At 62.9% G+C, this 24,316-nt stretch carries 19 protein-coding genes; 8 read left to right on the top strand and 11 right to left on the bottom strand.

The features are described 5' to 3' along the window. Positions 1-114: 114 nt before the first annotated feature. The 5 genes from DWU99_RS18995 to DWU99_RS18975 all read right to left on the bottom strand — a co-directional run bounded on the left by DWU99_RS18995 (position 115) and on the right by DWU99_RS18975 (position 5,150). The gene (locus DWU99_RS18995) at positions 115-2,274 is read right to left on the bottom strand and encodes a protein-disulfide reductase DsbD family protein (RefSeq protein WP_115479666.1); all 2,160 of its coding nucleotides are present in this window, start codon (positions 2,272-2,274) and stop codon (positions 115-117) included. A 48-nt stretch (positions 2,275-2,322) separates the two neighbouring features. After that, on the bottom strand, positions 2,323-3,237 hold the full coding sequence (locus DWU99_RS18990) for a DMT family transporter (RefSeq protein ID WP_115479665.1): 915 nt from the start codon (positions 3,235-3,237) through the stop codon (positions 2,323-2,325). Positions 3,238-3,332: 95 nt separating this feature from the next. Beyond that, the gene (locus DWU99_RS18985; RefSeq protein WP_115479664.1) at positions 3,333-4,028 is read right to left on the bottom strand and encodes a glutathione binding-like protein; all 696 of its coding nucleotides are present in this window, start codon (positions 4,026-4,028) and stop codon (positions 3,333-3,335) included. A 135-nt stretch (positions 4,029-4,163) separates the two neighbouring features. Further along, the gene (cutA, locus tag DWU99_RS18980; protein WP_115479663.1) at positions 4,164-4,493 is read right to left on the bottom strand and encodes a divalent-cation tolerance protein CutA; all 330 of its coding nucleotides are present in this window, start codon (positions 4,491-4,493) and stop codon (positions 4,164-4,166) included. Positions 4,494-4,502: 9 nt separating this feature from the next. Then, the gene (locus tag DWU99_RS18975) at positions 4,503-5,150 is read right to left on the bottom strand and encodes a class II aldolase/adducin family protein (RefSeq protein WP_115479662.1); all 648 of its coding nucleotides are present in this window, start codon (positions 5,148-5,150) and stop codon (positions 4,503-4,505) included. A 362-nt stretch (positions 5,151-5,512) separates the two neighbouring features. Here DWU99_RS18975 and DWU99_RS18970 point away from each other — a divergent pair, with 362 nt between their 5' ends. The 5 genes from DWU99_RS18970 to DWU99_RS18950 all read left to right on the top strand — a co-directional run bounded on the left by DWU99_RS18970 (position 5,513) and on the right by DWU99_RS18950 (position 10,704). Continuing rightward, positions 5,513-5,806: a co-chaperone GroES gene (locus DWU99_RS18970; RefSeq protein WP_115479661.1), complete on the top strand. Its 294-nt coding sequence runs from the start codon at positions 5,513-5,515 to the stop codon at positions 5,804-5,806. A 111-nt stretch (positions 5,807-5,917) separates the two neighbouring features. After that, positions 5,918-7,561, top strand: a complete 1,644-nt coding sequence (gene groL / locus DWU99_RS18965) for a chaperonin GroEL (protein WP_115479660.1) — start codon at positions 5,918-5,920, stop codon at positions 7,559-7,561. A 212-nt stretch (positions 7,562-7,773) separates the two neighbouring features. Then, positions 7,774-8,943, top strand: coding sequence for a YjgN family protein (locus tag DWU99_RS18960; RefSeq protein ID WP_115479659.1), 1,170 nt, complete (start codon positions 7,774-7,776; stop codon positions 8,941-8,943). Positions 8,944-8,945: 2 nt separating this feature from the next. Beyond that, a complete protein-coding gene (locus DWU99_RS18955) occupies positions 8,946-9,986 on the top strand; it encodes a M48 family metallopeptidase (RefSeq protein WP_115479658.1) in 1,041 nt (346 codons plus the stop codon). Positions 9,987-10,224: 238 nt separating this feature from the next. After that, complete coding sequence (locus tag DWU99_RS18950; RefSeq protein ID WP_147292976.1) at positions 10,225-10,704, top strand: hypothetical protein; 480 nt, start codon at positions 10,225-10,227, stop codon at positions 10,702-10,704. Between the two features lie 53 nt (positions 10,705-10,757). Here the strand turns inward: DWU99_RS18950 and DWU99_RS18945 are convergent, their stop codons facing one another. Then, positions 10,758-12,659 (bottom strand): LTA synthase family protein, encoded by a 1,902-nt coding sequence (locus DWU99_RS18945; protein ID WP_115479656.1) that lies wholly within the window; start codon positions 12,657-12,659, stop codon positions 10,758-10,760. A gap of 265 nt (positions 12,660-12,924) precedes the next feature. Further along, positions 12,925-14,361 (bottom strand): siroheme synthase CysG, encoded by a 1,437-nt coding sequence (gene cysG, locus DWU99_RS18940; RefSeq protein ID WP_115479655.1) that lies wholly within the window; start codon positions 14,359-14,361, stop codon positions 12,925-12,927. 294 nt (positions 14,362-14,655) lie between these two features. Here cysG and DWU99_RS18935 point away from each other — a divergent pair, with 294 nt between their 5' ends. Then, the gene (locus DWU99_RS18935; protein ID WP_115479723.1) at positions 14,656-15,663 is read left to right on the top strand and encodes a LysR substrate-binding domain-containing protein; all 1,008 of its coding nucleotides are present in this window, start codon (positions 14,656-14,658) and stop codon (positions 15,661-15,663) included. Between the two features lie 80 nt (positions 15,664-15,743). Here the strand turns inward: DWU99_RS18935 and DWU99_RS18930 are convergent, their stop codons facing one another. From DWU99_RS18930 to DWU99_RS18915, 4 genes are read right to left on the bottom strand one after another with little or no spacing between them, the layout of a single operon-like run. Then, complete coding sequence (locus tag DWU99_RS18930; protein WP_115479654.1) at positions 15,744-17,489, bottom strand: bifunctional sulfate adenylyltransferase/adenylylsulfate kinase; 1,746 nt, start codon at positions 17,487-17,489, stop codon at positions 15,744-15,746. A 50-nt stretch (positions 17,490-17,539) separates the two neighbouring features. Next, positions 17,540-18,262 (bottom strand): phosphoadenylyl-sulfate reductase, encoded by a 723-nt coding sequence (locus DWU99_RS18925; RefSeq protein WP_115479653.1) that lies wholly within the window; start codon positions 18,260-18,262, stop codon positions 17,540-17,542. Further along, positions 18,259-19,956 carry an assimilatory sulfite reductase (NADPH) hemoprotein subunit gene (gene cysI, locus DWU99_RS18920; RefSeq protein ID WP_115479652.1) on the bottom strand — a complete coding sequence of 566 codons (1,698 nt, stop codon included), beginning with the start codon at positions 19,954-19,956 and terminating at the stop codon, positions 18,259-18,261. Before cysI ends, DWU99_RS18925 begins: the two co-directional genes overlap by 4 nt. A gap of 8 nt (positions 19,957-19,964) precedes the next feature. Further along, the gene (locus DWU99_RS18915) at positions 19,965-21,770 is read right to left on the bottom strand and encodes an assimilatory sulfite reductase (NADPH) flavoprotein subunit (protein WP_115479651.1); all 1,806 of its coding nucleotides are present in this window, start codon (positions 21,768-21,770) and stop codon (positions 19,965-19,967) included. Positions 21,771-21,998: 228 nt separating this feature from the next. Here DWU99_RS18915 and DWU99_RS18910 point away from each other — a divergent pair, with 228 nt between their 5' ends. Together DWU99_RS18910 and DWU99_RS18905 are read left to right on the top strand one after the other, a co-directional pair. Continuing rightward, positions 21,999-23,204 (top strand): OprO/OprP family phosphate-selective porin, encoded by a 1,206-nt coding sequence (locus DWU99_RS18910; protein ID WP_115479650.1) that lies wholly within the window; start codon positions 21,999-22,001, stop codon positions 23,202-23,204. A gap of 108 nt (positions 23,205-23,312) precedes the next feature. Continuing rightward, the gene (locus tag DWU99_RS18905; RefSeq protein WP_115479649.1) at positions 23,313-24,314 is read left to right on the top strand and encodes a sulfate ABC transporter substrate-binding protein; all 1,002 of its coding nucleotides are present in this window, start codon (positions 23,313-23,315) and stop codon (positions 24,312-24,314) included. The last annotated feature ends 2 nt before the right edge of the window (positions 24,315-24,316 follow it).

Raw genomic sequence — 24,316 nt, 5'->3', positions numbered from 1 at the left:
CCCCTGCGAGCAGGGGAGGGGTGGGGAGAGGTAAAGCAATCTTGCGGGAGAGCTTGACCCCCTCCCAGCCTCCCCCTGCTCGCAGGGGGAGGGGTATAGATGCCGGAGTGGGTGTCACTTCGCCGCCTCGGTGAGTGCCTGTTCCACCAGCGACGATGTCAGCACGGTGGGCAACTGCTTGCCGGGACCCCCATCCTTCGGGAACACCACATAAAGCGGCACACCCGGCGAGTGGTATTGCTGCAGGAACGTGGAGATCGTGGGATTCACGTCGGTCCAGTCGCCCTTCATATAAACAGCGCCGGTGCGCTTGAGCAGCGCCTGGAACGTCTCGCCGTCCAGCACTGCGTGCTCATTGGCTTTGCAGGTCACGCACCAGTCGGCGGTCATGTCCACGAACACGGGAACGCCTTGCTTGCGCAGGTCGGCGAGTTTTTCCGGCGAATAGGCGACGATGCCGCCCGCAAGCTCGGTGGCCTGTGCTGTCGCTGGCAGGGTGGCGAGGTAATACATCGGCGCCAGCGTGAGCAGCGCCAGCAGCGCGACGCATGCGCGACTGAGCCAGCCACGTCCGCGGCTGCGCTCGAGCCACCAGAGTGTCATCGCCAACATCACCGCGGCGACCATCAACAGACCTACCGCATCGGCGCCACGTTGATGCGCCAGCACCCAGGCCAGCCACGCTGCCGTCAGGTACATCGGGAACGCCAATACTTCCTTGAGCGTTTCCATCCAGCGTCCCGGACGCGGCAGCCACCGCGACAACGCCGGCACGAAACCCACTGCGAGGAAAGGCAGCGCGAGGCCGAGACCAAGCGCCACAAAGACGACGAGCGCGCTCAACGTGGGCGCGACGAACGCATAGGCCAGCGCAGAGCCCATGAAGGGCGCCGTGCATGGGCTCGCGACGACCACCGCCAGCACACCCGTAAAGAAATCGCCGGCGGCGCCGGAGCGATTGGCCAGCGAACTGCCGGTATTGCCCAGCGACGCACCGAACTGCACGACACCTGACATCGACAGCGCAACGGCGAGCATCACCAGCGACAACGCGGCAACGACGAGCGGGTTTTGCAGCTGCGTACCCCATGCCGATTTCAACGCGATGATCGCCAGGCCCAAACTAACAAAGCTGATCAGCACGCCAGCGGTGTACATCAGCGCATGCGAGCGCCGCCGTGCCGGGCTCTCGCCGCTTTCGATCAGGCTGACGGCCTTGATCGACAACACAGGCAGGACGCACGGCATCAGGTTCAGCACCAATCCGCCGCCCAGCGCGAGCAGCAGCGCGTACCAGAAGCTCACGCTGGACGATTCGCTTTTGACACCTGCGGGGGGCATCTCCGGTGCCGGTCCCGCGACGGCCTGGCCCGTCGCCACGCTGCCGTCATCGAGGCCGACGGTTGCTTCGCGCGTCATCAACGGATAGCAAAGGCCGCCGTCCTGGCAACCCTGGAAGCTTGCCGTGAGCGCAAGCGACTTCAACGTCGAGACGTCGCCGTTCACGGTCACAGGCAGGTCGACTTCATCGAAGTAGACCGTGGTGTTACCGAAATGCGCATCCTGGTGCAGGGTGCCTGCGGGCCACGTCGGTGCGAGCGACAGTTGCGGCGCGTTCTGCAACGACAGCGTGGTCTGGTCGCGGTACAGGTAATAACCCTTGGGCATCGTCCAGCGCAGCAGCAGGTGATGCGCATCCTGAGCGATGGCGTCGAAGTGGAATGCCTGCTCGGCGGGCAGCGGTGCATTGCTGTTTCCACCCAGCGACGGCGGCGCAGAACCCAGTGCGCCGCTCAGCTTGTTGGCGGTGCCTGCCGTGGCGGCAACGGGAAGATCCAGCTGTTCCGTATGCGGCGGATAGCAGATTTTCGGATCGGTTTCGTGGCAGCCCTGATAACGCACGCTCAACGTGAGCCGCGTCGTACCGGGTGCCAGCGTGTAGGGAATCGTGGCGTCGATGCTGTGGTGATAGGTCTCGACGGGACCAAGATACGGATCGTCGTGCTTCTCGCCGTCGGGAAGCTGCGCCGTGCCGAGCGTGACGCCGTCGCCACCTTTGAAGTTCATGCGACCGCGATACAGGTAGTAATCCTGCGCGATCGTCCAGTGCAGTTTCACCACGCCGGGCGTGCTGGCGTCGGCGCTGAGCTTGTAAGCCTCGGTGACCGGCAGCAGGTTGCTGGTGTCCTGCGCGAAAGTCGCCTGTGCGCCGAACAGCAATGCGATCCAAATCAGTAGATTGATGACGACGCGGTCTTGGAAAGACGAACGCATTGCGACTCCAGCATGCAGGGTCGCGCCGGAGCGCGAGGGATAAGGGGATTATGGCTCAGCTTCCGCCGTTTCCAGCGAAGCCGTGGGGGCGGCGCGGGGACGCAGCATGCCGGTCGTCAGCGCCACGCCGAGCAGGATGACCGCGCAGCCGCCCGCCATCGCGACCGTGACGGTTTCGCCCAGGAACATCGCGCCCCACAGCACGCCGAACACCGGAATCAGGTACAGCACGGACGTCGCCCGCGTCGAACCGATGCGTGCGAGCAACCGATAGAACAGCACATAGGCGAGCGAGGTGCAGCCTGCGGCAAGTCCGAACATCGCCGTCCAGGCCTGGATCGTGGGCGTCTTCGCCGGCCACAGCCAGATCGTGAACGGCAGCAGCATCACGGCCGCGGCCAGCTGGCTTCCGGTCGCCACGCTGAGCGGCGACACCTCGCGCAGACGCCGATGGCTGTAGTGCGCGCCGAAGGTGTAGCAGATGTTGGCGCCGAAACACGCGGCCATCGCCCAGCCCACCGCGGCGCCGCCATGGCCGAAACCCATGGTTCCGCCGATCAGCCACACCACGCCGGCCAAGCCGATCATCAGGCCTGCTGCGCGCGGCGCGTCGAGTTTTTCGCCGAGCCACACCCAGCCCGATGCGGCTACCAGCAACGGCGCAATGGCATCGAAGATGGCCGACAAGCCCGCCGGCAGGCTTTCCGCCGCATACGAGAACAGCACGAACGGCAGCGCCGAGTTCACCAGGCCGATCAGGCTGATCGAGCGCCAATGGATGCGCATCTCCGCCACGCGCTGGCGCGACAGCAACAACGGGAGCGAGCAGATCGCGGCGCCGATGGCGCGCACGCCGGCCAGCGCCATGCCTCCGAACTGGTTGGCGCCCATGCGCATGAACAGGAACGACGCCCCCCACAAGGCTCCCAGCAACAGCAGTGCGGTGATGTCGGACTTTTTCATAAGGGTGGACTCGACAGGGTTCGGTAGCATCAATCTAAGGTCGCGCGCTGACAGAACCTGTCAGCACTCTTTTCGTTCCTCGGGGGTTAAAGGTTTCATGGTCTGGCGCCCTGTCCGAACAGCACACGACGCTCCTCTTCGGAGATCGCCTGCTGCCTGGGTGCATAGACGTTTTCGACGCCGTCATAAGTGCGCAACGTGGCGGGTCGGGTTGCGATGGTGTCGAACCAGCGCTTCAAATTCGGAAAGTCGTTCAGGTTCTGGCCGTGAGCCTCATGCGGCACGATCCACGGATAGCAAGCGATGTCGGCGATCGAAAAATCGCCCGCGATGAACGTGCGATCGGCAAGTCGCTGGTCGAGCACGCCATAGAGGCGATGGGTTTCGCGCGTATAGCGATCGATCGCGTAGGGCACTTTTTCCGGCGCATAGACATTGAAATGACCGATCTGCCCGGCCATCGGACCCAGGCCCGCCATCTGCCAGAACAGCCATTGCAGCACTTCGGCGCGGCCGTGGATGTCCTGCGGAATCAGACGTCCGGTCTTCTCCGCCAGGTAGAGCATGATTGCGCCCGATTCGAACAAAGTGATCGGCTCACCACCGCCGGCCGGCTCGTGGTCGACGATGGCCGGAATCTTGTTGTTCGGCGAAATGGCGAGGAAGTCGGGCTTGAACTGCTCGCCCTTGCCCAGCGCCACCGGCATGAGGCGATGCGGCAACTGGGCCTCTTCCATGAACAGCCGGGCCTTGAGGCCGTTCGGGGTCGGGGCGAAATACAGATCGATCATGATGTGTGCTCTCGGGGCAGTGTCGATTCGCTGGAGGAAAGATAGGCTTCGAGGTGGTCTGGCGAAATAGCCACCATGGAGGGATTGCGTATATCCACTTTCCCGAGGTGCATGGGCAGTCGCGCTGGCGCCGCCTCAGCCCTCGCCGGCGGTGCGGACCCAGTCCAGGTAAGCGGTGTGGCCGCATGCCACGGGAACCGCAATCAGCTCGGGCAGCTCGTACGGATGCAGGGCGAGTACGCGCTCTTTGAGCGCCTCGAAGCGCTCCACGGTGGTCTTGATGAGCAGCAGTTCCTCGGTATCCGTGGTGACTTCGCCCTTCCATCGGTAGGTGGAATGAATCGCCGGGATACGATTCACGCATGCGGCCAGCGATTCGCTGACCAAGGCATGCGCCAGGTGCTGCGCGCTGTCCGCATTGGGGCAGGTGCAATAGCAGAGCAGGACGGTCTTGGGATCGGACATGGCGTTGGGCTACTTCTTGGACATCAATCCGTAGTTGCCGAATTTCTCGATCACCTGCGTGACTTCCTCGTCGCGCAGCATCACCGGTTTACCCACTTGTAAAGCGATGGTGTATTGCCTGGCCAGCGTTTCCACTTCGATCGCGCGCCACATCGCCTGTTCCATGTTGGCGCCGGCGGCGATCATGCCGTGATTGGCCATCAAGCAGGCGAGGCGTCCTTCCAGTGCGCGCACTACCGCATCGGAAAGCTCCTGCGTGCCGTAAGTGTAGTAATCCGAGCAGCGAATCGAATCGCCGCCGCCAACGGCGATCATGTAGTGCGCGGCGGGAATATCCATCCGGCACATCGCCAGACCGGTGCTGTAGGGCGGATGCGCGTGGACGATGGCGTGTACGTCCGGGCGCGCGGCGTAGATGTCGCGATGGAATCGCCATTCGCTCGATGGGCGGCGCGGGTGTTCGTAGCGGCCATCCATCGCCACGGGGACGATGTCGTCCACCGTGATCTCGCCATACGGCATGCCGCTGGGCGTGATCAGGAATCCGTCGCCGGAGCGGATGCTCAGATTGCCCGAGGTGCCCTGGCTCAGGCCCGAGGGTGTCAGCTTCAAGCCGTAGGCGACGATCTGCTCGCGTAATGTCCGGTCCGTGCTCACTGCCTGGCTGCCCGATGGTCGAGTGGAAACAGAGCATCGTCGGCATTTTTGCCGTCCGTGTCATCTCCATGCGGGAGGAAAGTGGCTGCGAGGGCGCGTACCGTGACGGCGGATGCATGCCGGCACGCACCTTTGTCGTGTGCCTCGGCTCCCAATTTCAAAACTACGCCGTTTCGTTGAAGACCCTTGAAAGCCGCCGGCTCACCCTTATTCAACCTTACAGAGTCCGACCGGCCCCTGTACCAGGGGTTTTTTTGGAAGCTAAAATTGGCACTCGTGTATCCCGAGTGCTAACAGCCTCCAAAGGCCGGTCCCGGGGTCGCCCATTTTCCTAACCTCAAGCCATAGCTGGAGTTTTTCCCATGAGCAAACTGCGTCCGCTGCACGATCGCGTCATCGTCAAGCGCCTGGAAGAGGAGCGCGTCTCCGCCGGCGGCATCGTCATCCCCGATAGCGCCACCGAAAAGCAGACCCGCGGCAAGGTCATCGCTGCTGGCGAAGGCCGCATCCTGGAAGACGGCAAGGTCCGTCCGATGTCGGTCAAGGCCGGCGAAGTGGTGCTGTTCGGCAAGTACGCCGGCCAGGAAATCAAGATCGACGGCGAAGAGCTGGTCTTCCTGAAGGAAGACGACATCGTGGCTGTTATCGAAGGTTGATTCGACGCGACGCGTGCGAAAAACAAAATCGCACCTCGTCGCCTTCGGCTCCTTCCGTAGTTTCTCGCAAGATTTTCCGTATTTAATTTAAATTTTTTGAGGCAAAAAATTATGGCAGCTAAAGAAGTCCGCTTCGGCGAAGACTCCCGCGCACGCATCCTCAAAGGCGTGAACACCCTCGCTAACGCGGTGAAGGTCACCCTCGGCCCGAAGGGTCGCAACGTCGTGCTCCAGAAGAGCTTCGGCGCTCCGACCGTCACCAAGGACGGCGTGTCCGTCGCCAAGGAAATCGAACTGGCCGATCCCTACGAGAACATGGGCGCCCAGATCGTCAAGGAAGCCGCTTCCAAGACCTCCGACAACGCCGGTGACGGCACCACCACCGCCACGGTGCTGGCCCAGGCGCTCGTGCGCGAAGGCCTGAAGGCCGTTGCCGCCGGCATGAACCCGATGGATCTGAAGCGCGGCATCGACAAGGCCGTGATTACGGCCGTCGAAGAGCTGAAGAAGCTCTCCAAGCCCACCGCTGACGACAAGGCCATCGCCCAGGTCGGCACCATCTCCGCCAACTCCGACGTCGCCGTCGGCGACATCATCGCCACCGCGATGAAGAAGGTCGGCAAGGAAGGCGTGATCACGGTGGAAGAAGGTTCGGGTCTGGAGAACGAACTCGACGTCGTCGAAGGCATGCAGTTCGACCGCGGCTACCTCTCGCCGTACTTCATCAACAACCAGCAGAGCCAGCAGGTCGAGCTGGAAGATCCCTTCATCCTGCTGTACGACAAGAAGATCTCCAACGTCCGCGAAATGCTGCCGATCCTCGAAGGCGTGGCAAAGTCCGGCAAGCCGCTGCTGATCGTCGCCGAGGAAGTGGAAGGCGAAGCGCTGGCCACCCTCGTGGTGAACACCATCCGCGGCATCGTCAAGGTTGCCGCCGTGAAGGCGCCGGGCTTCGGCGACCGTCGCAAGGCGATGCTGGAAGACATGGCCATCCTCACCAACGGCCAGGTCATCTCCGAAGAAGTCGGCCTGCAGCTTGAGAAGGCCACCATCCAGGATCTGGGCCGCGCTAAGAAGATCGTGGTGACCAAGGAAAACACCACCATCATCGACGGTGCCGGCGAAGCCGCGAAGATCCAGTCGCGCATCGGCCAGATCAAGGCGCAGATCGAAGAGACCTCGTCCGACTACGACCGCGAGAAGCTGCAGGAACGCGTGGCCAAGCTGGCCGGCGGTGTTGCCGTGATCAAGGTCGGCGCTGCGACCGAAGTCGAAATGAAGGAAAAGAAGGCCCGCGTCGAAGACGCCCTGCACGCCACGCGCGCAGCCGTTGAAGAAGGCGTGGTCCCCGGCGGTGGCGTTGCGCTGATCCGCACGCTGGCGGCCATCGAAAAGCTGAAGGGCGAGAACGAAGACCAGAACCATGGCATCGTCATCACCCGCCGTGCGCTGGAAGCTCCGCTGCGCGAGATCGTGTTCAACGCCGGCGCCGAGCCGTCCGTGATCGTCAACCAGGTCAAGGAAGGCAAGGGCAACTACGGCTACAACGCCGCCACCGGCGAGTTCGGCGACATGATCGAGTTCGGCATCCTGGACCCGACCAAGGTCACGCGTTCGGCGCTGCAGTACGCCTCGTCCGTCGCCGGCCTGCTCATCACCACCGAAGCGATGGTGGCCGAGCTGCCGAAGAAGGAAGAGCACAACCATGGCGCCCCGGGCGGCGGCATGGGTGGCATGGGCGGCATGGACTTCTAAGTCCTGCGCTCACGCGCAACGTGTTACGAGAAAACCCCGCGCAAGCGGGGTTTTTCTTTTTCCTCCCCGTGTGGAGAGAGGGCTTTAACGGGGTTTTCTTTTCTTCCTCTCTCCTTCGGGGAGAGGGCTATGGTCGCGGCATTTTGGAACGTCGAATTTCAGCGCTACACTCGGCTGGCCTCCGGGGGGAGGCCTACAAGGGGAATAGGGATATGCACGACGAGACCATGGGCTCGGGCATTTTTCTGCCCGAGATCAACGAGACTGTTGTCCGCCGTTCCGAACGCGTACATGGATTTGAATTTCACGGAAACGCACGCGATTACTTTCGCATCTGGATCGTCAACGTCGCCTTGAGCATCGTCACGCTGGGGATTTATTCGGCGTGGGCTTCGGTGCGCACGCGACGTTACATGTATGCCAATACATCGTTTGAAGGATCGCCGTTCGAATATCGCGCGCGACCGATACCTATCCTGCGAGGCCGATTGATCGCCGCGGCGCTGTTCGCCACTTATGTGATTGCGGGTCATTTTTCCCGCACGATGCAGCTGGCGACGATGGGCGTCGTGGGCATCTTCATGCCCTGGATGATCGTGAAAGGCTTGATGTTCCGCGCGCGTTATTCGTCCTGGCGCGGCCTGCATTTTCGTTTCATCGCCGATTACGCCGGCGCCTATCAGTGGTATTTGCTGTCGTACGTTCCGATGGGGGTTCCGCTTGCGTTGGCGGGGTTTCTGAGCGTTGGCGGCCATCCGATCGCTGGAGCATTGCTGTTTTTGATCGGTATGGCCTGCATCTATCCATGGATCAAAGGTCATCAGCAGCAGTGGACGGCCGAGCATCATTATTTCGGCGGCAAGGCCTTCCGCTTCAAGAGCGAGCTGAGCGCCTACTACCGCATTTATGGCGCGGCGGTGGGTATTGCGCTGCTGTGCATGATCCCGACCGGCATGCTGCTGGGAATGATTGTCGGCGCGATGGTCAAGGGGCATGTCGACCCGAAGCAACATCCTGTTTCCGTCATTTTGTCCACTTACCTGTGCATCGCGCCGATGTATCTCATCATGTGGTCGTATATCCACACGCGCATGACCAACGCGCTTTACAACCAGGCATCGCTGGCGGGATATCGCTTCCAGTCGTCGCTGGAATTCTGGTCGATGTTTCGCATCTACCTGACCAATGCGCTGGCGATCGTCTTTACGCTCGGGCTCGCCGTGCCGTGGGCAAAGATCCAGATGGTTCGCTATCGCGCCTCGTGTCTGCGTGTCGTGGGCGAGGGGACGCTGGATGAATTCGTCCAGAGTTCCAGCAGCGCGGACGTCAGCGCGACGGGCACCGAAATCGACAGTCTGCTGGGCTTCGATATCGGCCTGTAGCCATGGTGCCGGGCATTTACCACGACGGACGAACAACGCGTGCCACGCCGGTTGTGATATCGCGCCTGGACGATCGCCTCAGCTGGTGCGGCAACGGCATAGACGGCACCGCACCGCTGTCTGATATTGCATCGAGCGCCCCGGTGATCGGCGTGCCTTTCACCCTGGCTTTGCCGGGCGGCGCGCAACTGCAGGTTGCCCACGACGACATGCCGGACGACTGGTTCGCACGGCATCACCGCATCGAGCGTGCCGTCGATCGATTGGAGCGCATGCGGTCGATCGCGATCACCAGTGTCGTGGTGGTCGTGCTCGCGCTGATCGGACTGTTCGAATACGTCCTGCCATGGACGGCCGACCGTGTTGCTTCTCATCTGCCGCATCGGCTGGAAATGGTGATGGGGCAACAATCGCTTGCGTTGCTGCGCGGCCGGGTGCTTCTGCCCACGACACTGCCTGCCGGCAAACGCGATCATCTGCGGGAAGTGTTCGACCAGTTCGTGCGCGCCCTACCCGGATTGCCGCCGGTGCACGTCGCTTTCTACAACGCGCCCGCGGTGGGTGCCAACGCTTTCGCGTTACCCGATGGCACCGTGGTGTTCACGGACGCTCTTGTGAATGTGCTGCCCGATGATCGTTCGTTTCTGGCCGTGGCGGCGCACGAGCTGGGCCATCAAGCGCATCACCACATGATGCGGGAAGTGTTGCGCAGTTCCGGCATCGTCGTCGTGTTCGGCATGCTGGCGGGCGATGTGACATCGCTGGGAGGCGTCACGGCCGCGATTCCCGTCTTCCTGCTCGACAATCACTATTCGCGCGCTTTTGAAGCCGATGCGGACGACTTTGCCTTTAAGGCGCTGGCCCAGCAGGGCATCGACCCCATCGCGTTTGCCGATGCCATGCATGCACTGGAGCAGGCGCATCCCGAACTGTCGGGATCTCATCAGCTGCGTTATCTGTCCAATCATCCCCTCGACGACGAACGTATTGCCAAAGCCCAGGCGGCTTCCCAGGACTTTCGACGCAAACATGGCATGCACTGAAACTTGCCTGCGTTCCGGTGGTTGGAGCGCCACCGGCGCCGACGGCCTTCCGTATCCGTTGAATATTCCACATGACCGTCTTACTGTGAGCTCAGGAAGTCGCTGGATGACCGGCTTGGGAGAGGCTTCCATCCACGCGCCCGAGAACGCGAACCAGACCCGCAAAAAAGGAGATCCGTAGTCGGACTCTGTTTTCTTGGTGTTTGCGACCGTAATAAATGACGTGGCAGGAGGGTCTATGAACAAGTTCATGGCAGCGATAGCTATTGCAGGTACCGCACTGGCCGGATGCAGTACATCCGGCGGTACCGCTCCCGCCTCATCGCAGAGCGCTTCGTCCAGCGCCAGGCCAAGTGTCATGGTGTACGCCGTGAATCCCGCGACCCTTGCATCGTTTCAACCTGGCGTCACCACCATCGACCAGGCGGAAGCCACGCTTGGAAAGCCGGCAGGTGCAGTGCGTACGCCATCCGGAAATCAGGTCATCGCCTACGTCAAAATTCGCAACGAGGACGTTAACGGCGATCGCATTCCCGAAACGGGCTCGGCACTCCCCAAGCGCCACAAAATTCGATACTCGACGATGCTGGCGTTCGATCCGCAGGGGCGCTGGATCAGGTCCTGGACGCGCACGGATGATTTGGGGGATTCATCGCCCAACGCATTGGGTCATTTCGACGCCGGCGACGTTCTGACCAACCAGGACGGCATGCCGTAACCGCAGCTTCGGCGAGGGTTCTCCTCGAAGACCCCTCGTTGGACCGCCGCTGTCTATCGATGCATGCCCATCGCGCCCATGGACGGCGTCGAGTCTGCATTTCGTTCTTGCGCGACAGCCGTGGACGTTGGCAACAACCTGGCCGGCAACAACTTGTCCAGCTTGCCCTTCATGCGCAGCACCGCAACGCTTGCCATGTCTTTGTCGAACACCTGTTGCTGCGCATCGGTAGGCGGCGGTGTCGCGCCGGGTGCGCGGGTGAGCTGCGCCAATGATGGTGCGAGCACTTGCGTCAGTGCGAAATACGCATCGTCGTGAATGCCTGCGCGTTCCAGCAGCAGCCCCGGCAGCATCCACGAGGCCATGTCGACCCGCTGCGCATTGCCGGGGTTGCGCGGATCGATCAGCAGCCACGCGCCGGGCTCGGTCAGCATGTCCTGTCCGTCCACAAAGCCTGTCGCGCGGTACGCGCCGGTAAGGCCAGGCAGGTGGTCGCCGTAGAACAGCAGCAAGGTGGGGCGGCTGCGTTGCGACATCAGTGCTGCGAGACGCCCCAGTTCCTGATCGGCATGTTGCATGTGATACAGATAATTCTGCATCTGGATCTTGTCTTGCGGGCCGACGGAGGCGGGCACCGGAATCGCGTCGCGTGCGGCCGCGTCGTTGGGCGTTACATCGTAAGGACCGTGCGCTTCCAGGCTGATCGCGAACAGGAACTGCGGCGGCCCCGAATCTTTGAGTTGCGCCATGATCTCGTCGGTCATCGCGCTATCCGCCATGTACTTGCCGTCCATGGCTGCGTCGGCCGGGAAGCTCGATTGCGACACGAAGCGATCGAAACCCAGCGCCTTGAAGGCGGTATTGCGGTTCCAGAACGTGGGATCGTTGCCGTGAAGGGCCACGGTTTCATAACCGTGCGAACGCAGGATGCGCACCATGCTTGGCACGACTTTGTCGTTCAATTGCAGATACGGGAACTGCATGTTGCTGAAGTAGCGCAGCGACAGGCCGGTCAGTACTTCGAACTCGGTACGGATGGTGCCGCCGCCGTAAGTGGGTACATGCAGCGGACCGCTCATGCCTCCCGCGGCGAGGCGGGTGAGGTTGGGCGTGAGATTGGCATGCTCGTATCCGCGCACGATGCTCGGATCGAAGAACGATTCGCTCTGTATCACCACGATGTCGGGCATGGCGGTGTTCGGGTCCGCCGGTGTCTGCATGCGTGCACGCACCGCGTCCCCGGTGGTCTGCAACAGGTCGCCCACGGCCGTCGGGTCGGCCTTCTGCTTGGTATGTCGATCCTGCAGATGGAACATCACCAGCGAACTGACCAGGCCGGAATGGCTGGCCGTGGCCGCGGCGGACCAGGGCTCGAGCCAAAGTTTGTGGCCGTTGTACAGATTGCCCCAGCCCGGGACGCCCAGAACCAGCGTTCCCAGCACGGCGGCCAGTACGCTACCGCCGACCAGACGCCTGCCGCCGGTGCGAGGGGCAAACAACGGAGGTTCCAGCCGCCACAAGGCCAAGACCAGCGCGATGCCGCCAAGGATGGCCAGATACGGCCATGGGCTATGGGGCAGGTAGCTGCCGAGGATATGCATGCCGCCCTTGCGCAACTGGCCGACCATGCGGAAGTCGGCCGGCACGAGGGGCGTTCCCAGGTTGGCGACTTTCAGCGCGTTCACGCCGTACATCACGGCCTGCGCCAGATACGCCAATCCGAACGACAAGAAGGCCCGCCGCGTCATCACCAGCAACAACAACGCCGCCAGTACGCCGGGCATCGCGTTGGCCAGCGGAAATGCCGGCTGGGTGAGCAACTGCGAAGCCGCGACACCGTCGTTGCCGTCGAGCAGGCCGGTCAGCAGGACGAACGCAACCACCATGGCCGCGACCAGGGCGATGCGGCCGGCGATGCTGCGTTTCGAAAGATGAGTCGAGTGAGCGGGAGCCATGCAGTCTGACGACCTGTCATGCCTGGGGAATGCGCACTGTAACGCGATTGACATGAATCGGTTGTCAGGCCTGCCGGCCGGTGCCTGCCCGGATTCGGTCCTGTTTTTGACTAACCTGCGGAAAGTAAAAACAAAAAGAGCCGAGCCCCCATGGCGCCCAGCCCGTTCCGTTGTCCAGCGATGTCGTTCGATCAGTGCTGCGTGTTACTGAACCGCAATAAACGCAGGTATGGCTTGAGCGTGCGCCAGCCTTGGTTGCAGCGAGTCATGCCGCATCGGCCAGCGTGGCCGTGGACGCCGGGTGTGGAAGCGCGCCGAGCAATTCGCCGTGCCAGTGCGACGCATCGGCGAGCGCGGCGACCTCGCCCAGAATGAGTAAGGCCGGCGCGCGAATCGCGTGCCGTGCGGCAAGTGAAGGCAGGTCGTGAAGCGCGCCGACAAGCGTGCGCTGGCTGGGCAGCGAACCGTTCTCGACCAGCGCGAAAGGTGTCGTGGGTGCGCGTCCATGCGCGAGAAGCTGCCGGGTCAGTTCGTCGAGTTTGTTCACGCCCATATAGACGGCCAACGTCTGGCGTTCCTGGGCGAGTTCGCCCCAGTTCAACTCGGTGAGCGCGTGCTGGCATTGCGCGGTAACGAGCCGCACGGATTGCGCGTGATCGCGGTGCGTCAGCGGCACGCCGCTGAACGCAGCGCATGCAAGCGCTGCGGTGATGCCCGGCACCACCTCATAGACGATGCCGTGTGCCCGCAGAAATTCGAGTTCCTCGCCGCCGCGGCCGAAAACAAAGGGATCGCCGCCTTTCAGGCGCACCACGCGTCGACCGGCACGTGCGTGTTCAAGCAGCAATGCGTGGATGGTTTCCTGTGGCGTATGCACACCGCCACTGCGTTTGCCTACGGCAATCTGCACGGCATCGCGACGCGCGAGATCCAGTATCTGCGCGTCGACCAATGCATCGTGCAAGATGACGTCCGCTTCGTTCAGTGCACGCAATGCACGCAGCGTAAGCAAACCCGGATCGCCCGGTCCCGCGCCAACCAGCACCACCGATCCTTGCGCTTTCGGTTCGTGGCGCTGGGATAACGCTGCAACCAATTGCTGTTCGGCATGCACGGGATGCGATGCGCGCAGCAATGCGCGCACGGGGCCATCATGCAGCCAATCGTAAAAGCGACGACGCGAGGCGAGATCGGCATGGCGAGCGCGTATGCGCGCGCGATAGCGTTGCGCCAATTGCAACAGCGGCCCCAAAGCGGGATCGAGCAGGCTTTCGATGCGCTCGCGCAGGCGGCGCGCGAGTACCGGCGCCGTGCCGCTGCTCGAGATCGCCACCAGCAGTGGCGATCGATCGATGACGGCCGGTACCTGGAAGCTGGAGAGCACGGGATCGTCCACCACATTCACGAGACGCTGTTGCGAATGGCCGTCCGCAGCAATGCGTGCGTTGAGAGGTCGAGAGCGCGTGGCGGCGATCACCAGCCAGACACCTGCGAGCCACTCCGATTGATAGGCCCCGGCCCGGTACGCGACGCGTCCTTGCTGCACCAGTTCGCGCAATTCGGGACCCAGCATCGGCGCGCCGACCGTGACCCGGGCGCCGGCCCGCAGCAGCATAGCCGCCTTTCGGGCCGCCACGTCGCCACCGCCCACCACCAGCACGGGACGATCGGTCAGGTCGGCGAAAAGCGGGTACAGCTGCATGGTGAGAGTCTGCGCAAAGGAAGTGGACCACCACGCTAACGCTGCTTCCGCAAACGTGGAAATGGTTGCTAGGACCGACGATATGCCTGCATGGCATAGCCCGGATAGGGAAAATATAGGGACAGATAGATGTATAGACGTCCAAATAACGCTGTGTTAAGGTCGAGCGACGACCGGCATAGAGCCGATAGCGGAGAGCATGATGAAACGCCGTCCAGGGTGGTCCGTGAGCTGTATGTGCTGCGCCATGCGCAACGCACAGCCCTGCACGCCGTCCATCCTGGAATCGACCTCATGACCCTCACGCAACTTCGCTACATCGTCGCCATCGCCGACGCCGGTCTTAACATCACGCTCGCGGCCGACAACGTCCACGCCACCCAGTCGGGCATCAGCAAGCAGCTCAAGCAGCTCGAAGGCGAGCTCGGTTTCCAGGTGTTCACCCGGCGCGGCAAGAGCCTGGATGCGGTGACGCCGGCCGGCGGCCAGGTGCTGGAACGCGCACGCAGCATCCTGCACGAGGCACGCAACATCCGCGCGCTCGCGGCCAACCTGCGCGAAGAGGCGCACGGCGAGCTGTCGCTGGCCACCACGCACACTCAGGCGCGCTTCGTATTGCCCGATGCCATCGCCAGGCTCAAGCAGCACTACCCCGACCTTGGCGTGCACATCCGTCCGCAGGGAGAGGGCCGCATCATCGGCTCGTTCGAAAGCGGTGAAGTGGACCTGGTGATCGTCAGTACCAGCGGCCATGCGCCGGAAGGCGGTATCGCCGTGCCGTTGTTCCGCTGGTATCGCCGCGCGGTGGTTCCCCACGGGCATCCGCTGGCGAAGTTGGGTCGCCCCTTGCGTATCCAGGATCTGGCGGAGCACCCGCTGGTCAGCTACGAGTCCTCGCTGCTGCCGGAATCGTCGCTGCGTCGCGCGTTCGCGGCAGCGGGGCATGCCCCGCGCATCGCGTGCACCTCGGCCGATGCCGACCTGATCAAGACCTATGTGCTGGCGGGCCTCGGCGTCGGCATCCTGGCCGAAATGGCCATCGGTGCGGGCGATGCGCGCGAACTGGTCACGCTCGATATCGATGATCTGTTGCCCGTGTGCACCAGTTGGCTGGTTTTGCGCCGCGATCACGTACTGCGCAGCTACGTGGCGCAGCTTGCCCGGTTCGTCGCGCCGCAGATCGACGAAGCGGAGCTGCGGCGCGTCGTCGCAGGTCATGCGGAGCCCAACTGGCCCGTGCCGCCGTTGTGGAGCGAGTTGCAGCAGCGCGGCACGCGGCGTGTGGCCTCGCGTGCCGCCTGATCGACGACGTCCTGGCATTCCCGACAACACCGCATGCCTGCTCAACGACATCCCGGCTTTTGCCGGGATGTCGGTTTTGATCACGCAAGCGCCTGCTCACGCAGCCATTCCACCACGCGTTCCGCCGCTTCCCCCACGGAAAGCTGGCTGGTATCGACGCGCAGCTCCGGCGACGAGGGAACCTCGTACGGATCGTCGATGCCGGTGAAGCCCTTGATCTTGCCCGCGCGTGCCGCCGCATAAAGTCCCTTCCGGTCGCGTGCTTCGCACACTTCGAGCGGCGTGGATACATGGATTTCGACAAAGCGGCCATGCGCCTGCACCAGCTGGCGCGCATCGGCACGCGCTCCCGCGTAAGGTGCAATCGGTGCACAGATCGCAATGCCGCCGTGACGCACGACTTCGCTTGCCACGTAACCGATGCGCGTGATGTTGGCGTCGCGGTCCTCGCGCGAAAAACCCAATCCCTTGGATAGATGCCGCCGCACCTCGTCGCCGTCGAGCACGGTGACCGGGCGGCTGCCCGTCTCCAGCAAGCGCGCCAGCACAGCCTGAGCGAGCGTGGACTTGCCCGAACCGGAAAGTCCCGTGAAAAACAGCGTGTAGCCTTGCCGCGCGTTCGCGGGGTGCCGCTCGCGCAGAATGTCGACGACTTCGGGGAACGTAAACCACTCCGGTATCGCTTCGCCGCTATGCAGTCGCCGCCGCAGTTCCGTGCCGGAGATGTCGCGAATGTCGTCCTGGCTGCTCACTTCGGTCTGCGGCAGATAGGTGTCGCGGTTCGCCGCGTAGACCATGGCGGGGAAGGGCACGATGCGAATCCCAAGCTCGTGTTCATGCGCGGCGAGAAGGCGTTGTGCGTCGTAGGGATCGTAGAAAGGCTTGCCATCCGTGCCCTTGCCCGGACCGGCATGGTCGCGACCCACAATGAAATGGCTGGCACCGTAATTCTTGCGAATGATCGCGTGCCACAGCGCCTCGCGCGGACCGCCCATGCGCATGGCGAGCGGCAGCAACGACAGGGTGGCGCGGTCTCGCGGATAGTTTTCGAGCAACGCGCGATAGCAGCGTACGCGCGTGTAGTGATCCACGTCGCCAGGCTTGGTGCGCCCCACAGACGGCTGGATCAACAATTTCGCGCCGACCTGTTCGGCAGCGCGCAAGGTCAGTTCGCGGTGCGCGCGATGCATGGGATTGCGGGTCTGAAACGCCACGATGCGGTCCCAGCCGTGCTGGCGGAACCAATCGCGCAACTGGCGCGGACTGTGGCGAAGCGCCGCGAAGTCGTAATGCGCCGGCGGCTGGATGCCCTGCAGGCGACCGCCCAGGTACACCGGGCCCGTGCGATCGAGCAGCTCGGCCACGCCCGGATGCGTGCGATCGGTGGTTCCGAAGACGAACCGCGCTTCGGCAATGCGATCGGGGAAATAGACGTCTTCCACCGTCAACACGGCCAGCGGCGTGCCCTGCACATCGTTGAGGCTGATCTGCGCGCCTTCCGGCAGGCTGGCCGCGAAGGCTTCGTCGACATCCAGGGTAATCGGCATCGGCCAAAGCGTGCCGTCGGCGAGGCGCATCTCCTTGACGACACGATCGTAATCCGCGCGCCCGAGAAAACCTTGCAAGGGCGAAAAACCACCGTTGAGCAGCAATTCGAGATCGCACAACTGGCGCTGATTGAGCGTCCATTGCGGCAGCGACGCGCTGTGGCGCTTGAGCGCCGCGGCTTCAGTGGTGGGAAGGTAAAGATCGCGCAGCACGCCGCCGTGCGGCGGTATCAGGGCATCGAGTTCGGCCGAGGCAATCTCGGCGGCGACGGCTTTCATGGAGTTTCCTTATCGGGGTAATGATCGATCGTTATGTGTGTTGAATGCTTTCAGACGTCCAAATGCAATCCGCATTCTCGCTTGATGCCGAAAAAGCGGGTGTCTTCTTCGCGCATGCCGGGCTCCCAGCGGCGCGTGGTGTGCGTGTCGCCGATCGAGACATAACCCTTGTCCCACAAGGGGTGATAGGGCAGGTCGTGGCGGCGCAGATAAAGGCCCACGTCGCGGTCGGTCCAGTCGATGATCGGATGCACTTTCCACCGCCCGTGGCGGTAGTCCAGCGCAGGTGCCGTGGCGCGGCTGAGCGATTGTTGACGCCGCAATCCCGCGAACCAGGTGCCGGCGCCGAGATCCGACAATGCGTGCTGCATGGGCTCGACCTTCGCCAGGCGGTTGTAGTGATCAAGTCCTTCGCGGCCCTGCTTCCACAGCTCGCCATGCCGGGCTTCGAGCCAGGCGGGAGACAGCTCCGGGCGGACGATGTGCAGATTGAGCGACAGACGTCCGGTCAGTTCGTCGATGAATCGATACGTCTCCGGGAAGAGATAGCCGGTGTCCACGACGACGACGGGGATCGTTGGAATCCGCCGGGTGAGCAGGTGCAGCGACACCGCCGACTGCGCGCCAAAACTGGAGGACAGCACATAGGTGCCGGGAAGATGCTGCAATGCCCAGTCCACGCGCTCCTCCGCGCTTTGGGCCAGCAGCCAGGCATCGAGCTTGATCAGTGCCTGTGTGTCGACGGCGGCTTTGTCGAGCGTGGGCAGCGTCATGCGAAAACCTCCACGTCGATGGCGTGGCGTGCCGCTGGCAGCACGTCGCTGCGCACGAGGAAATCGCCGAAGCGCTCGCCTTCCTGCCGCTCCGATGCATAGCGCGCGAACAACGTATCCAGCTCGCGCAGGATTTCGGTTTCATCGACGTTTTCACGCAACGTGCGATTCAGTCGTCTGCCCGCGAAATCGGCGCCAAGGCGCAGGTCGTACCGGCCGATGGCTCGCCCGATCAACGCGATCTCGCCGAGATAAGGGCGCGAGCAACCATTCGGGCAGCCGGAAAGGCGCAGCAGGATGGGTTCGTCGCGCAGTCCATGGCGGTCGAGAAGCGCTTCCAGTTTCGGCAGCAGTTGGGGCAGGTAACGTTCGCTCTCCGCCATCGCCAGGCCGCAGGTGGGTAAGGCGACGCACGCCACGGCATGTTGGCGGATGCCGCTCAGTCGACGATGGCCGTCCAGCTTGTGTTCGGCGACGAGTGCATCGATCTGTGCGCGTTGCGTCGCCGGGACATTGGCGACGATCAGGTTCTGATTGCAGGTGAGGCGAAAATCACCCTGGTGCACTTCGGCAATGGCACGCAAACCGCTCAGGTGCGGTTGACCGGGCAGGTCGGCAAGACGGCCCGATTCGATCTGCAGCGTGAGGTGCCAGCGGCCGACGTCGCCTTCGGTCCAGCCGTAACGGTCGCCATTGTGATCGAAGCGGAATGCGCGCGAAGGCTGCAGCGAAAAGCCGATGCGACGCTCCAGTTCCGCCTTGAATGCGGGCAGTCCCAGCCGGTCGATGGTGTACTTCAGTCGTGCGTGCTTGCGTTCCTTGCGGTCGCCCTGATCGCGCTGCACTTCGATCACACCTTCGGCGGTGCGCAGCAACTGTTCCGGCACGACGAAGCCGATCACGCTGCCAAGGCGCGGGTAGGTGCTCGGGTCGCCGTGACTGGCGCCCATGCCGCCACCGACGGCCACATTGAAGCCGAGCAGCTCGCCATGTTCGATGATCGCGATTAGGCCGAGATCCTGCGCGAACACGTCCACGTCGTTGGTGGGCGGCACGGCAATGCCGATCTTGAACTTGCGTGGAAGATAGGTCGGGCCGTAAAGCGGTTCGCTTTCCTCTTCGCCTCCGGCGACCCGTTGCTCATCCAGCCAGATTTCGTGATAAGCGCGGGTCTTGGGCTTCAGGTGCTCGGACAGGCGTTCGGTCCAGCGATAGGCGAGGCGATGCGCCGGCGTCTGTACTGGGTTGGCGCTGGCGACCACGTTGCGATTCACATCGCCGCAAGCGGCGATCGTGCTGACCAGCGCCGCGTTCATTGCCGCGATCGAACGCTTCAGATTGCGCTTGAGAATGCCATGCAACTGGAACGTCTGTCGCGTCGTGATGCGCAATGTGCCATTGGCCCAGGTACGTGCGATGTGATCGAACGACAACCATTGCGCGGGGCTCAACACGCCGCCGGCAAGGCGCGCGCGCACCATGAACTGATAAGCAGGCTCCAGCTTCTGCTTGCGCCGTTCCTCGCGCAGGTCGCGATCATCCTGCTGGTAGCTGCCGTGGAATTTCAGGAGCTTGTTGTCGTCCTCGCTGATGGCGCCCGTGATGGGGTCGGCAAGGCTGTCGACCAGCGTGCCGCGCAGCAGGCGGCTGCGGGCCTTGATCTGTTCGAGTTCGGAAACGGTGGAGTCGCTCATCGCGGGCCTCAATACACATCGCGGGCATAACGGCCCTGCTGGATCAACTGGTTCAACCACGCCTCGGCGTCTTCCGGCAAGCGTGCCCCGTGTTCGGCCACGATGGCGACGAGCGTCTTGTGCACATCCTTCGCCATGCGATTGGCATCGCCGCATACGTAAAGATGCGCGCCGCCATCCAGCCATTCGTAAATGCGGCGGCCTTGTTCGCGCAGACGATGCTGCACGTAGATCTTTTCGTCCTGATCGCGCGAGAACGCGAGATCGAGGCGATGCAGCTGGCCGCTCTTCAAGGCCTGCTGCCATTCGACCTGGTAGAGGAAATCGGAATAGAAGCGCGGATTGCCGAACAGCAACCAGTTGCGTCCGCTGGCGCCACGCTCCGCGCGTTCCTGCACGAACGCGCGATACGGTGCGACGCCGGTTCCGGCGCCGATCATGACGATATCGCGCTGATCGTCAGCGGGAAGATGAAAGCGTTCGTTGGCTTCCACGAACACGGGTGTGGTCGAGCCTTCCTCGCGCCCGGACAGATAGTGACTGGCTGTGCCCCAGCGCGCGTCACCGTCGAAGGCATAGTCGACGTGACTTACGAGCAAATGAACTTCGTCGCCGACCACCGACTGGCTGGATGCAATCGAATAGAGGCGCGGCGCAAGCGGGCGAAGCGCTGCCACCAATGTGTCGGCCGTCCAATCGGCGGGATGCCTGCGCAGAAGATCGAGTACCTGCCATTGGGAAAACACGTGGGCCAGTGCATCGCGTGCATCGGGCGAAAGCAGCTGACGCAGGGCGGGGTCGCCATTGCGTTCGGCATGTGCCGTGAAGAACGGGCGCGTGAGCTGGGTCAGTTCGCGTCGCTCGGTGAGCCAGGTATGCAGCGGGAGCGTTTCGCCGGCAGCGTGGACGGATGTGCTTGCGTCGAGCTTCAACGTTGCAAGCACCGCATCCACAAGCGCTGTCGATTGCGTGGGCCATACACCCAATGCATCGCCCGGCGCATAGCGCAGGCCGGACCCTTCCAGCGAAAGTTCGATATGACGGACATCGCGATCGCTGTCGCGGCCGGTGACGCGCTGGTTGAGAAATACGGGCGCGTCGAACGGTTGATCGCGATGCCATGCCGGTGCGGTGCGCGCCGTGCGCAGCGCCGTGACCTTGGCGAGCGGTGTCGCCGTTTTCAATTGTTCGCGCGCTTGTTGCAGTGCCTGTTCCAGCCACGGCGTCGCGACCGTCTCCACATCGACATCGGCCTCGCCCGCGACAAAAAGGCGCTGGGCGCCCAGCGCCGAAAGCCGCTCGTCGACCTGGCGGCCGACCGCGCAGAACTGCGGGTAGCTGGAATCGCCGAGGCCCAATACGGCGTAATGGAGTTGCTCGAGCTTGGGCGCGCGTGCGCCGCCCAGGAATTCCATCAGCGCACGAGCGTCATCCGGCGGTTCGCCATCGCCCTGCGTGCTGATGACGACATAGAGCAGGCGCTCCTGCTTGAGGTCGCGTACCGGGTAGGCATCGGCTCGCGCGACGCGCGTAGCGAGTCCGGCGGCACTGGCGCGACGTCCCAGATCCTCCGCCAGTCGCTTGGCGTTGCCGGTCTGGCTTCCATAGAGCACGGTGAGGCGGTCTTGCGGCTCGGCGTTGGCTGCGGCGGCTGCTTCGGGGGATGCCCCCTTTGCGCCAGTCTGGCGCTGGGCCGCCACACCCGCGATATAGCCGGAGAGCCATTGCAGCGCGGCCACATCGAGCCCCTCGACCAGCCTGCCGACGAGGGGGTGCTTATCTTCAGGGAGGGGCGATAAGGTAACGGCCGTCATGATTCATCTTCCACAGACGTTTAGACGTCTATCTGATAGATGGAAAATGTTAGAACTCCGTTTTTTGACAAAGAAATGATGGGGTGGCATATCTCCATGCCATTCCTTCCTTTCCCCTTGGCAAAAGGGGGCGGGCAGCATGGATTCCGGAGCGCCATCCCCGGACGCTTCCCATGGGAGTTTCCAATCAACAGAAGGCGCCGCGTTGTCGGGCGTCGGAGGGAATGCATGCCGCGAAGATCGAAGTCTACGAATGCCCTGTTGACGCTCGCCGCCTCGACGGCGCTGGCCACGCTGCTGCCCGTTAGCGCCAGGGCCGGCGATGACGACTGGCTCAACAACTGGCCCACCCATGTGACGTTCAATGACGGAACCGATGTGGGCCTGGTGCTGCGCTACCAGTACGACGTCAACAACTTCTCGCACGATGACGACAAATTCGAGGACTCGCACACTAATCGCCGTAAATACCTGGGTTTCTATGTGAAGAAACCCGGTGTCTACGACGCCACGGTTTACTACGACTTCCAGTCCCGGGCGTGGCAGGACGTCTTCGCACGGCTGCAATCCCAGGCGATTTTCGGCCACGACTTCGGTGCCGTCCGCTTCGGCCAAAGCAAGACGCCGCTGAGTTTCGAAGGCAATACCACCTCGACCCAGACCACCTTCATCGAACTCGCGTTGCCGTCGCAGGCTATCTACGAGAATCGCCGCATCGGGCTGGATTGGGCTATCCAGCACCCGCATTGGCTGGCGAGCCTCGGCTATTACGGCGAGAACCTGCAAGGCAAAAATCATGGCCATACGCTGGCGGGGCGCGCCGCGTGGATTCCCATCCATGAAGCGAACGATGTGCTTCACCTGGGCATTACGGCGTCGCAGGAGCGCCCCTACGGCATCGTCGACGAAGCCGGCGTACAGGCGCCGGCCACGACCAGCTTCAAGACGCCGCCCGAGGCAGGGCTTACGACGGTCACGCTGATCAGCTCAGGCACGTTGACCAACGTCGACCACATCAACCGACTGGGTTTCGAGCAAGTGTGGATCGACGGTCCCTGGTCGGTACAAAGCGAGTATCTGCACGCGCAGACCACCTTCGACAACGGCAAGCCGAATTACGACATCGGCGGCTTCTACGCCTATGGAACCTGGGTCGTGACCGGCGAGTCGCGCCAGTACCACGACGGCAACGTCTCCAACGTGATTCCGTCTCACCCCTGGGGCGCGGTGGAGTTTGCGTTGCGCTACAGCGAGCTGGATCTGAACGACGGTCGCGCATTGGGCGGCAAGGAACACGACTGGACCGCGGGCGCCAACTGGTACCTGGGCACTCATCTGCGCCTGCAGGCGAATTACATCCGAGCGTTCAGCGATCGCAGGGGTCTGGTGATCAATCCCCATGTCTTCGAATTGCGGGCGGAAATTTTCATATAGCCCGGCGCGGCCATATGGATAGAACGATTCGCGCTTTCAGCCGTATGGCCATCCAAACCTAAAGTTCACGGTGGGCATTTCTCGCCCATCTTCAGGAGCGTTTTCCCGATGACTTGGTCTCTCGCCATACCTGTCGTGTTGCTCGCATTCGCGGTCGGCAACGTGATAGCTGCCGACACGCGGCTGTTGAATGTTTCATTCGATCCGACGCGCGAGCTGTTCCAGGAAGAAGATGCGGCGTTCCAGGCGCAATGGGCCAGGCAGACGGGGGACGTTGTCACTATCACCGCGTCCAACGGCGGCTCCGGCAAGCAGGCTCGCGCGGTGCTCGATGGCTTGCAGGCGGATGTGGTGACCCTGGCGCTGGCCTACGACATCGACGTACTGGCGGATAAAGGCCTGCTCGCCAAAAACTGGCAATCGCGGCTGCCGGACAACAGTTCGCCGTACACGTCGACGGTGGTGTTCCTTGTACGCAAGGGCAATCCGAAGAAGATTCACGACTGGCCGGATCTGGTTCGCCCGGATGTGCAGGTCATTACGCCCAATCCGAAGACATCCGGCGGCGCGCGCTGGAACTTTCTGGCTGCGTGGGGATGGGCCGAGCGTCAGCCTGGCGGCAATGCGGACAAGGCGCGTGCGTACGTCACGGCGCTGTACAAGAACGTGCCGGTGCTCGACACCGGTTCGCGCGGCGCGACTCATACCTTTGTTCAACGCGGCCTTGGCGATGTGCTTATCGCGTGGGAGAGCGAAGCGCTGCTCACGCAGCAGGAATTCGGCAAGGACAGCTACGAGATCGTGGTGCCCTCCGCGACCATCGTGGCCGAGCCGCCGGTGGCGGTGGTCGACGCTGTCGTAGCCAAGCGCGGCACGCAAAAAACCGCCGAAGCCTTCCTGCAATTCCTGTATAGCCCGGAAGGGCAGGCCATCGCCGCGAAGCATTTCTTCCGCCCACGGCTTGCGTCGGTCGCGGCAAGTTATGTCCATCAGTTTCCCGCCGTGAAGGCATTCACCATCGCCGATCAGTTCGGCGACTGGCGCAAGGTGCAAGCCACGTACTTCGCCGACGGCGGCATCTTCGACCAGATCACCGAAGAGGAGCGCTGAGG

It is taken from the genome of Dyella psychrodurans (assembly GCF_003363265.1).
GTDB lineage: Bacteria > Pseudomonadota > Gammaproteobacteria > Xanthomonadales > Rhodanobacteraceae > Dyella_B > Dyella_B psychrodurans.
Note: the sequence above shows the minus strand (reverse complement) of the source record. Positions and strands in the feature narration are given on the sequence as shown.

Excerpts from the sequence above, each read along its gene's own strand:
- DWU99_RS18930 (WP_115479654.1), bottom strand. The coding sequence starts at position 17,489 with ATGAAAGCCGTCGCCGCCGAGATTGCCTCGGCCGAACTCGATGCCCTG.
- DWU99_RS18970 (WP_115479661.1), top strand. The coding sequence starts at position 5,513 with ATGAGCAAACTGCGTCCGCTGCACGATCGCGTCATCGTCAAGCGCCTG.
- DWU99_RS18995 (WP_115479666.1), bottom strand. The coding sequence starts at position 2,274 with ATGCGTTCGTCTTTCCAAGACCGCGTCGTCATCAATCTACTGATTTGG.
- DWU99_RS18910 (WP_115479650.1), top strand. The coding sequence starts at position 21,999 with ATGCCGCGAAGATCGAAGTCTACGAATGCCCTGTTGACGCTCGCCGCC.
- cysG (WP_115479655.1), bottom strand. The coding sequence starts at position 14,361 with ATGCAGCTGTACCCGCTTTTCGCCGACCTGACCGATCGTCCCGTGCTG.
- DWU99_RS18990 (WP_115479665.1), bottom strand. The coding sequence starts at position 3,237 with ATGAAAAAGTCCGACATCACCGCACTGCTGTTGCTGGGAGCCTTGTGG.
- DWU99_RS18955 (WP_115479658.1), top strand. The coding sequence starts at position 8,946 with ATGGTGCCGGGCATTTACCACGACGGACGAACAACGCGTGCCACGCCG.
- DWU99_RS18945 (WP_115479656.1), bottom strand. The coding sequence starts at position 12,659 with ATGGCTCCCGCTCACTCGACTCATCTTTCGAAACGCAGCATCGCCGGC.
- groL (WP_115479660.1), top strand. The coding sequence starts at position 5,918 with ATGGCAGCTAAAGAAGTCCGCTTCGGCGAAGACTCCCGCGCACGCATC.
- DWU99_RS18985 (WP_115479664.1), bottom strand. The coding sequence starts at position 4,028 with ATGATCGATCTGTATTTCGCCCCGACCCCGAACGGCCTCAAGGCCCGG.
- DWU99_RS18935 (WP_115479723.1), top strand. The coding sequence starts at position 14,656 with ATGACCCTCACGCAACTTCGCTACATCGTCGCCATCGCCGACGCCGGT.
- DWU99_RS18960 (WP_115479659.1), top strand. The coding sequence starts at position 7,774 with ATGCACGACGAGACCATGGGCTCGGGCATTTTTCTGCCCGAGATCAAC.
- DWU99_RS18905 (WP_115479649.1), top strand. The coding sequence starts at position 23,313 with ATGACTTGGTCTCTCGCCATACCTGTCGTGTTGCTCGCATTCGCGGTC.
- cutA (WP_115479663.1), bottom strand. The coding sequence starts at position 4,493 with ATGTCCGATCCCAAGACCGTCCTGCTCTGCTATTGCACCTGCCCCAAT.
- DWU99_RS18950 (WP_147292976.1), top strand. The coding sequence starts at position 10,225 with ATGAACAAGTTCATGGCAGCGATAGCTATTGCAGGTACCGCACTGGCC.
- cysI (WP_115479652.1), bottom strand. The coding sequence starts at position 19,956 with ATGAGCGACTCCACCGTTTCCGAACTCGAACAGATCAAGGCCCGCAGC.
- DWU99_RS18925 (WP_115479653.1), bottom strand. The coding sequence starts at position 18,262 with ATGACGCTGCCCACGCTCGACAAAGCCGCCGTCGACACACAGGCACTG.
- DWU99_RS18915 (WP_115479651.1), bottom strand. The coding sequence starts at position 21,770 with ATGACGGCCGTTACCTTATCGCCCCTCCCTGAAGATAAGCACCCCCTC.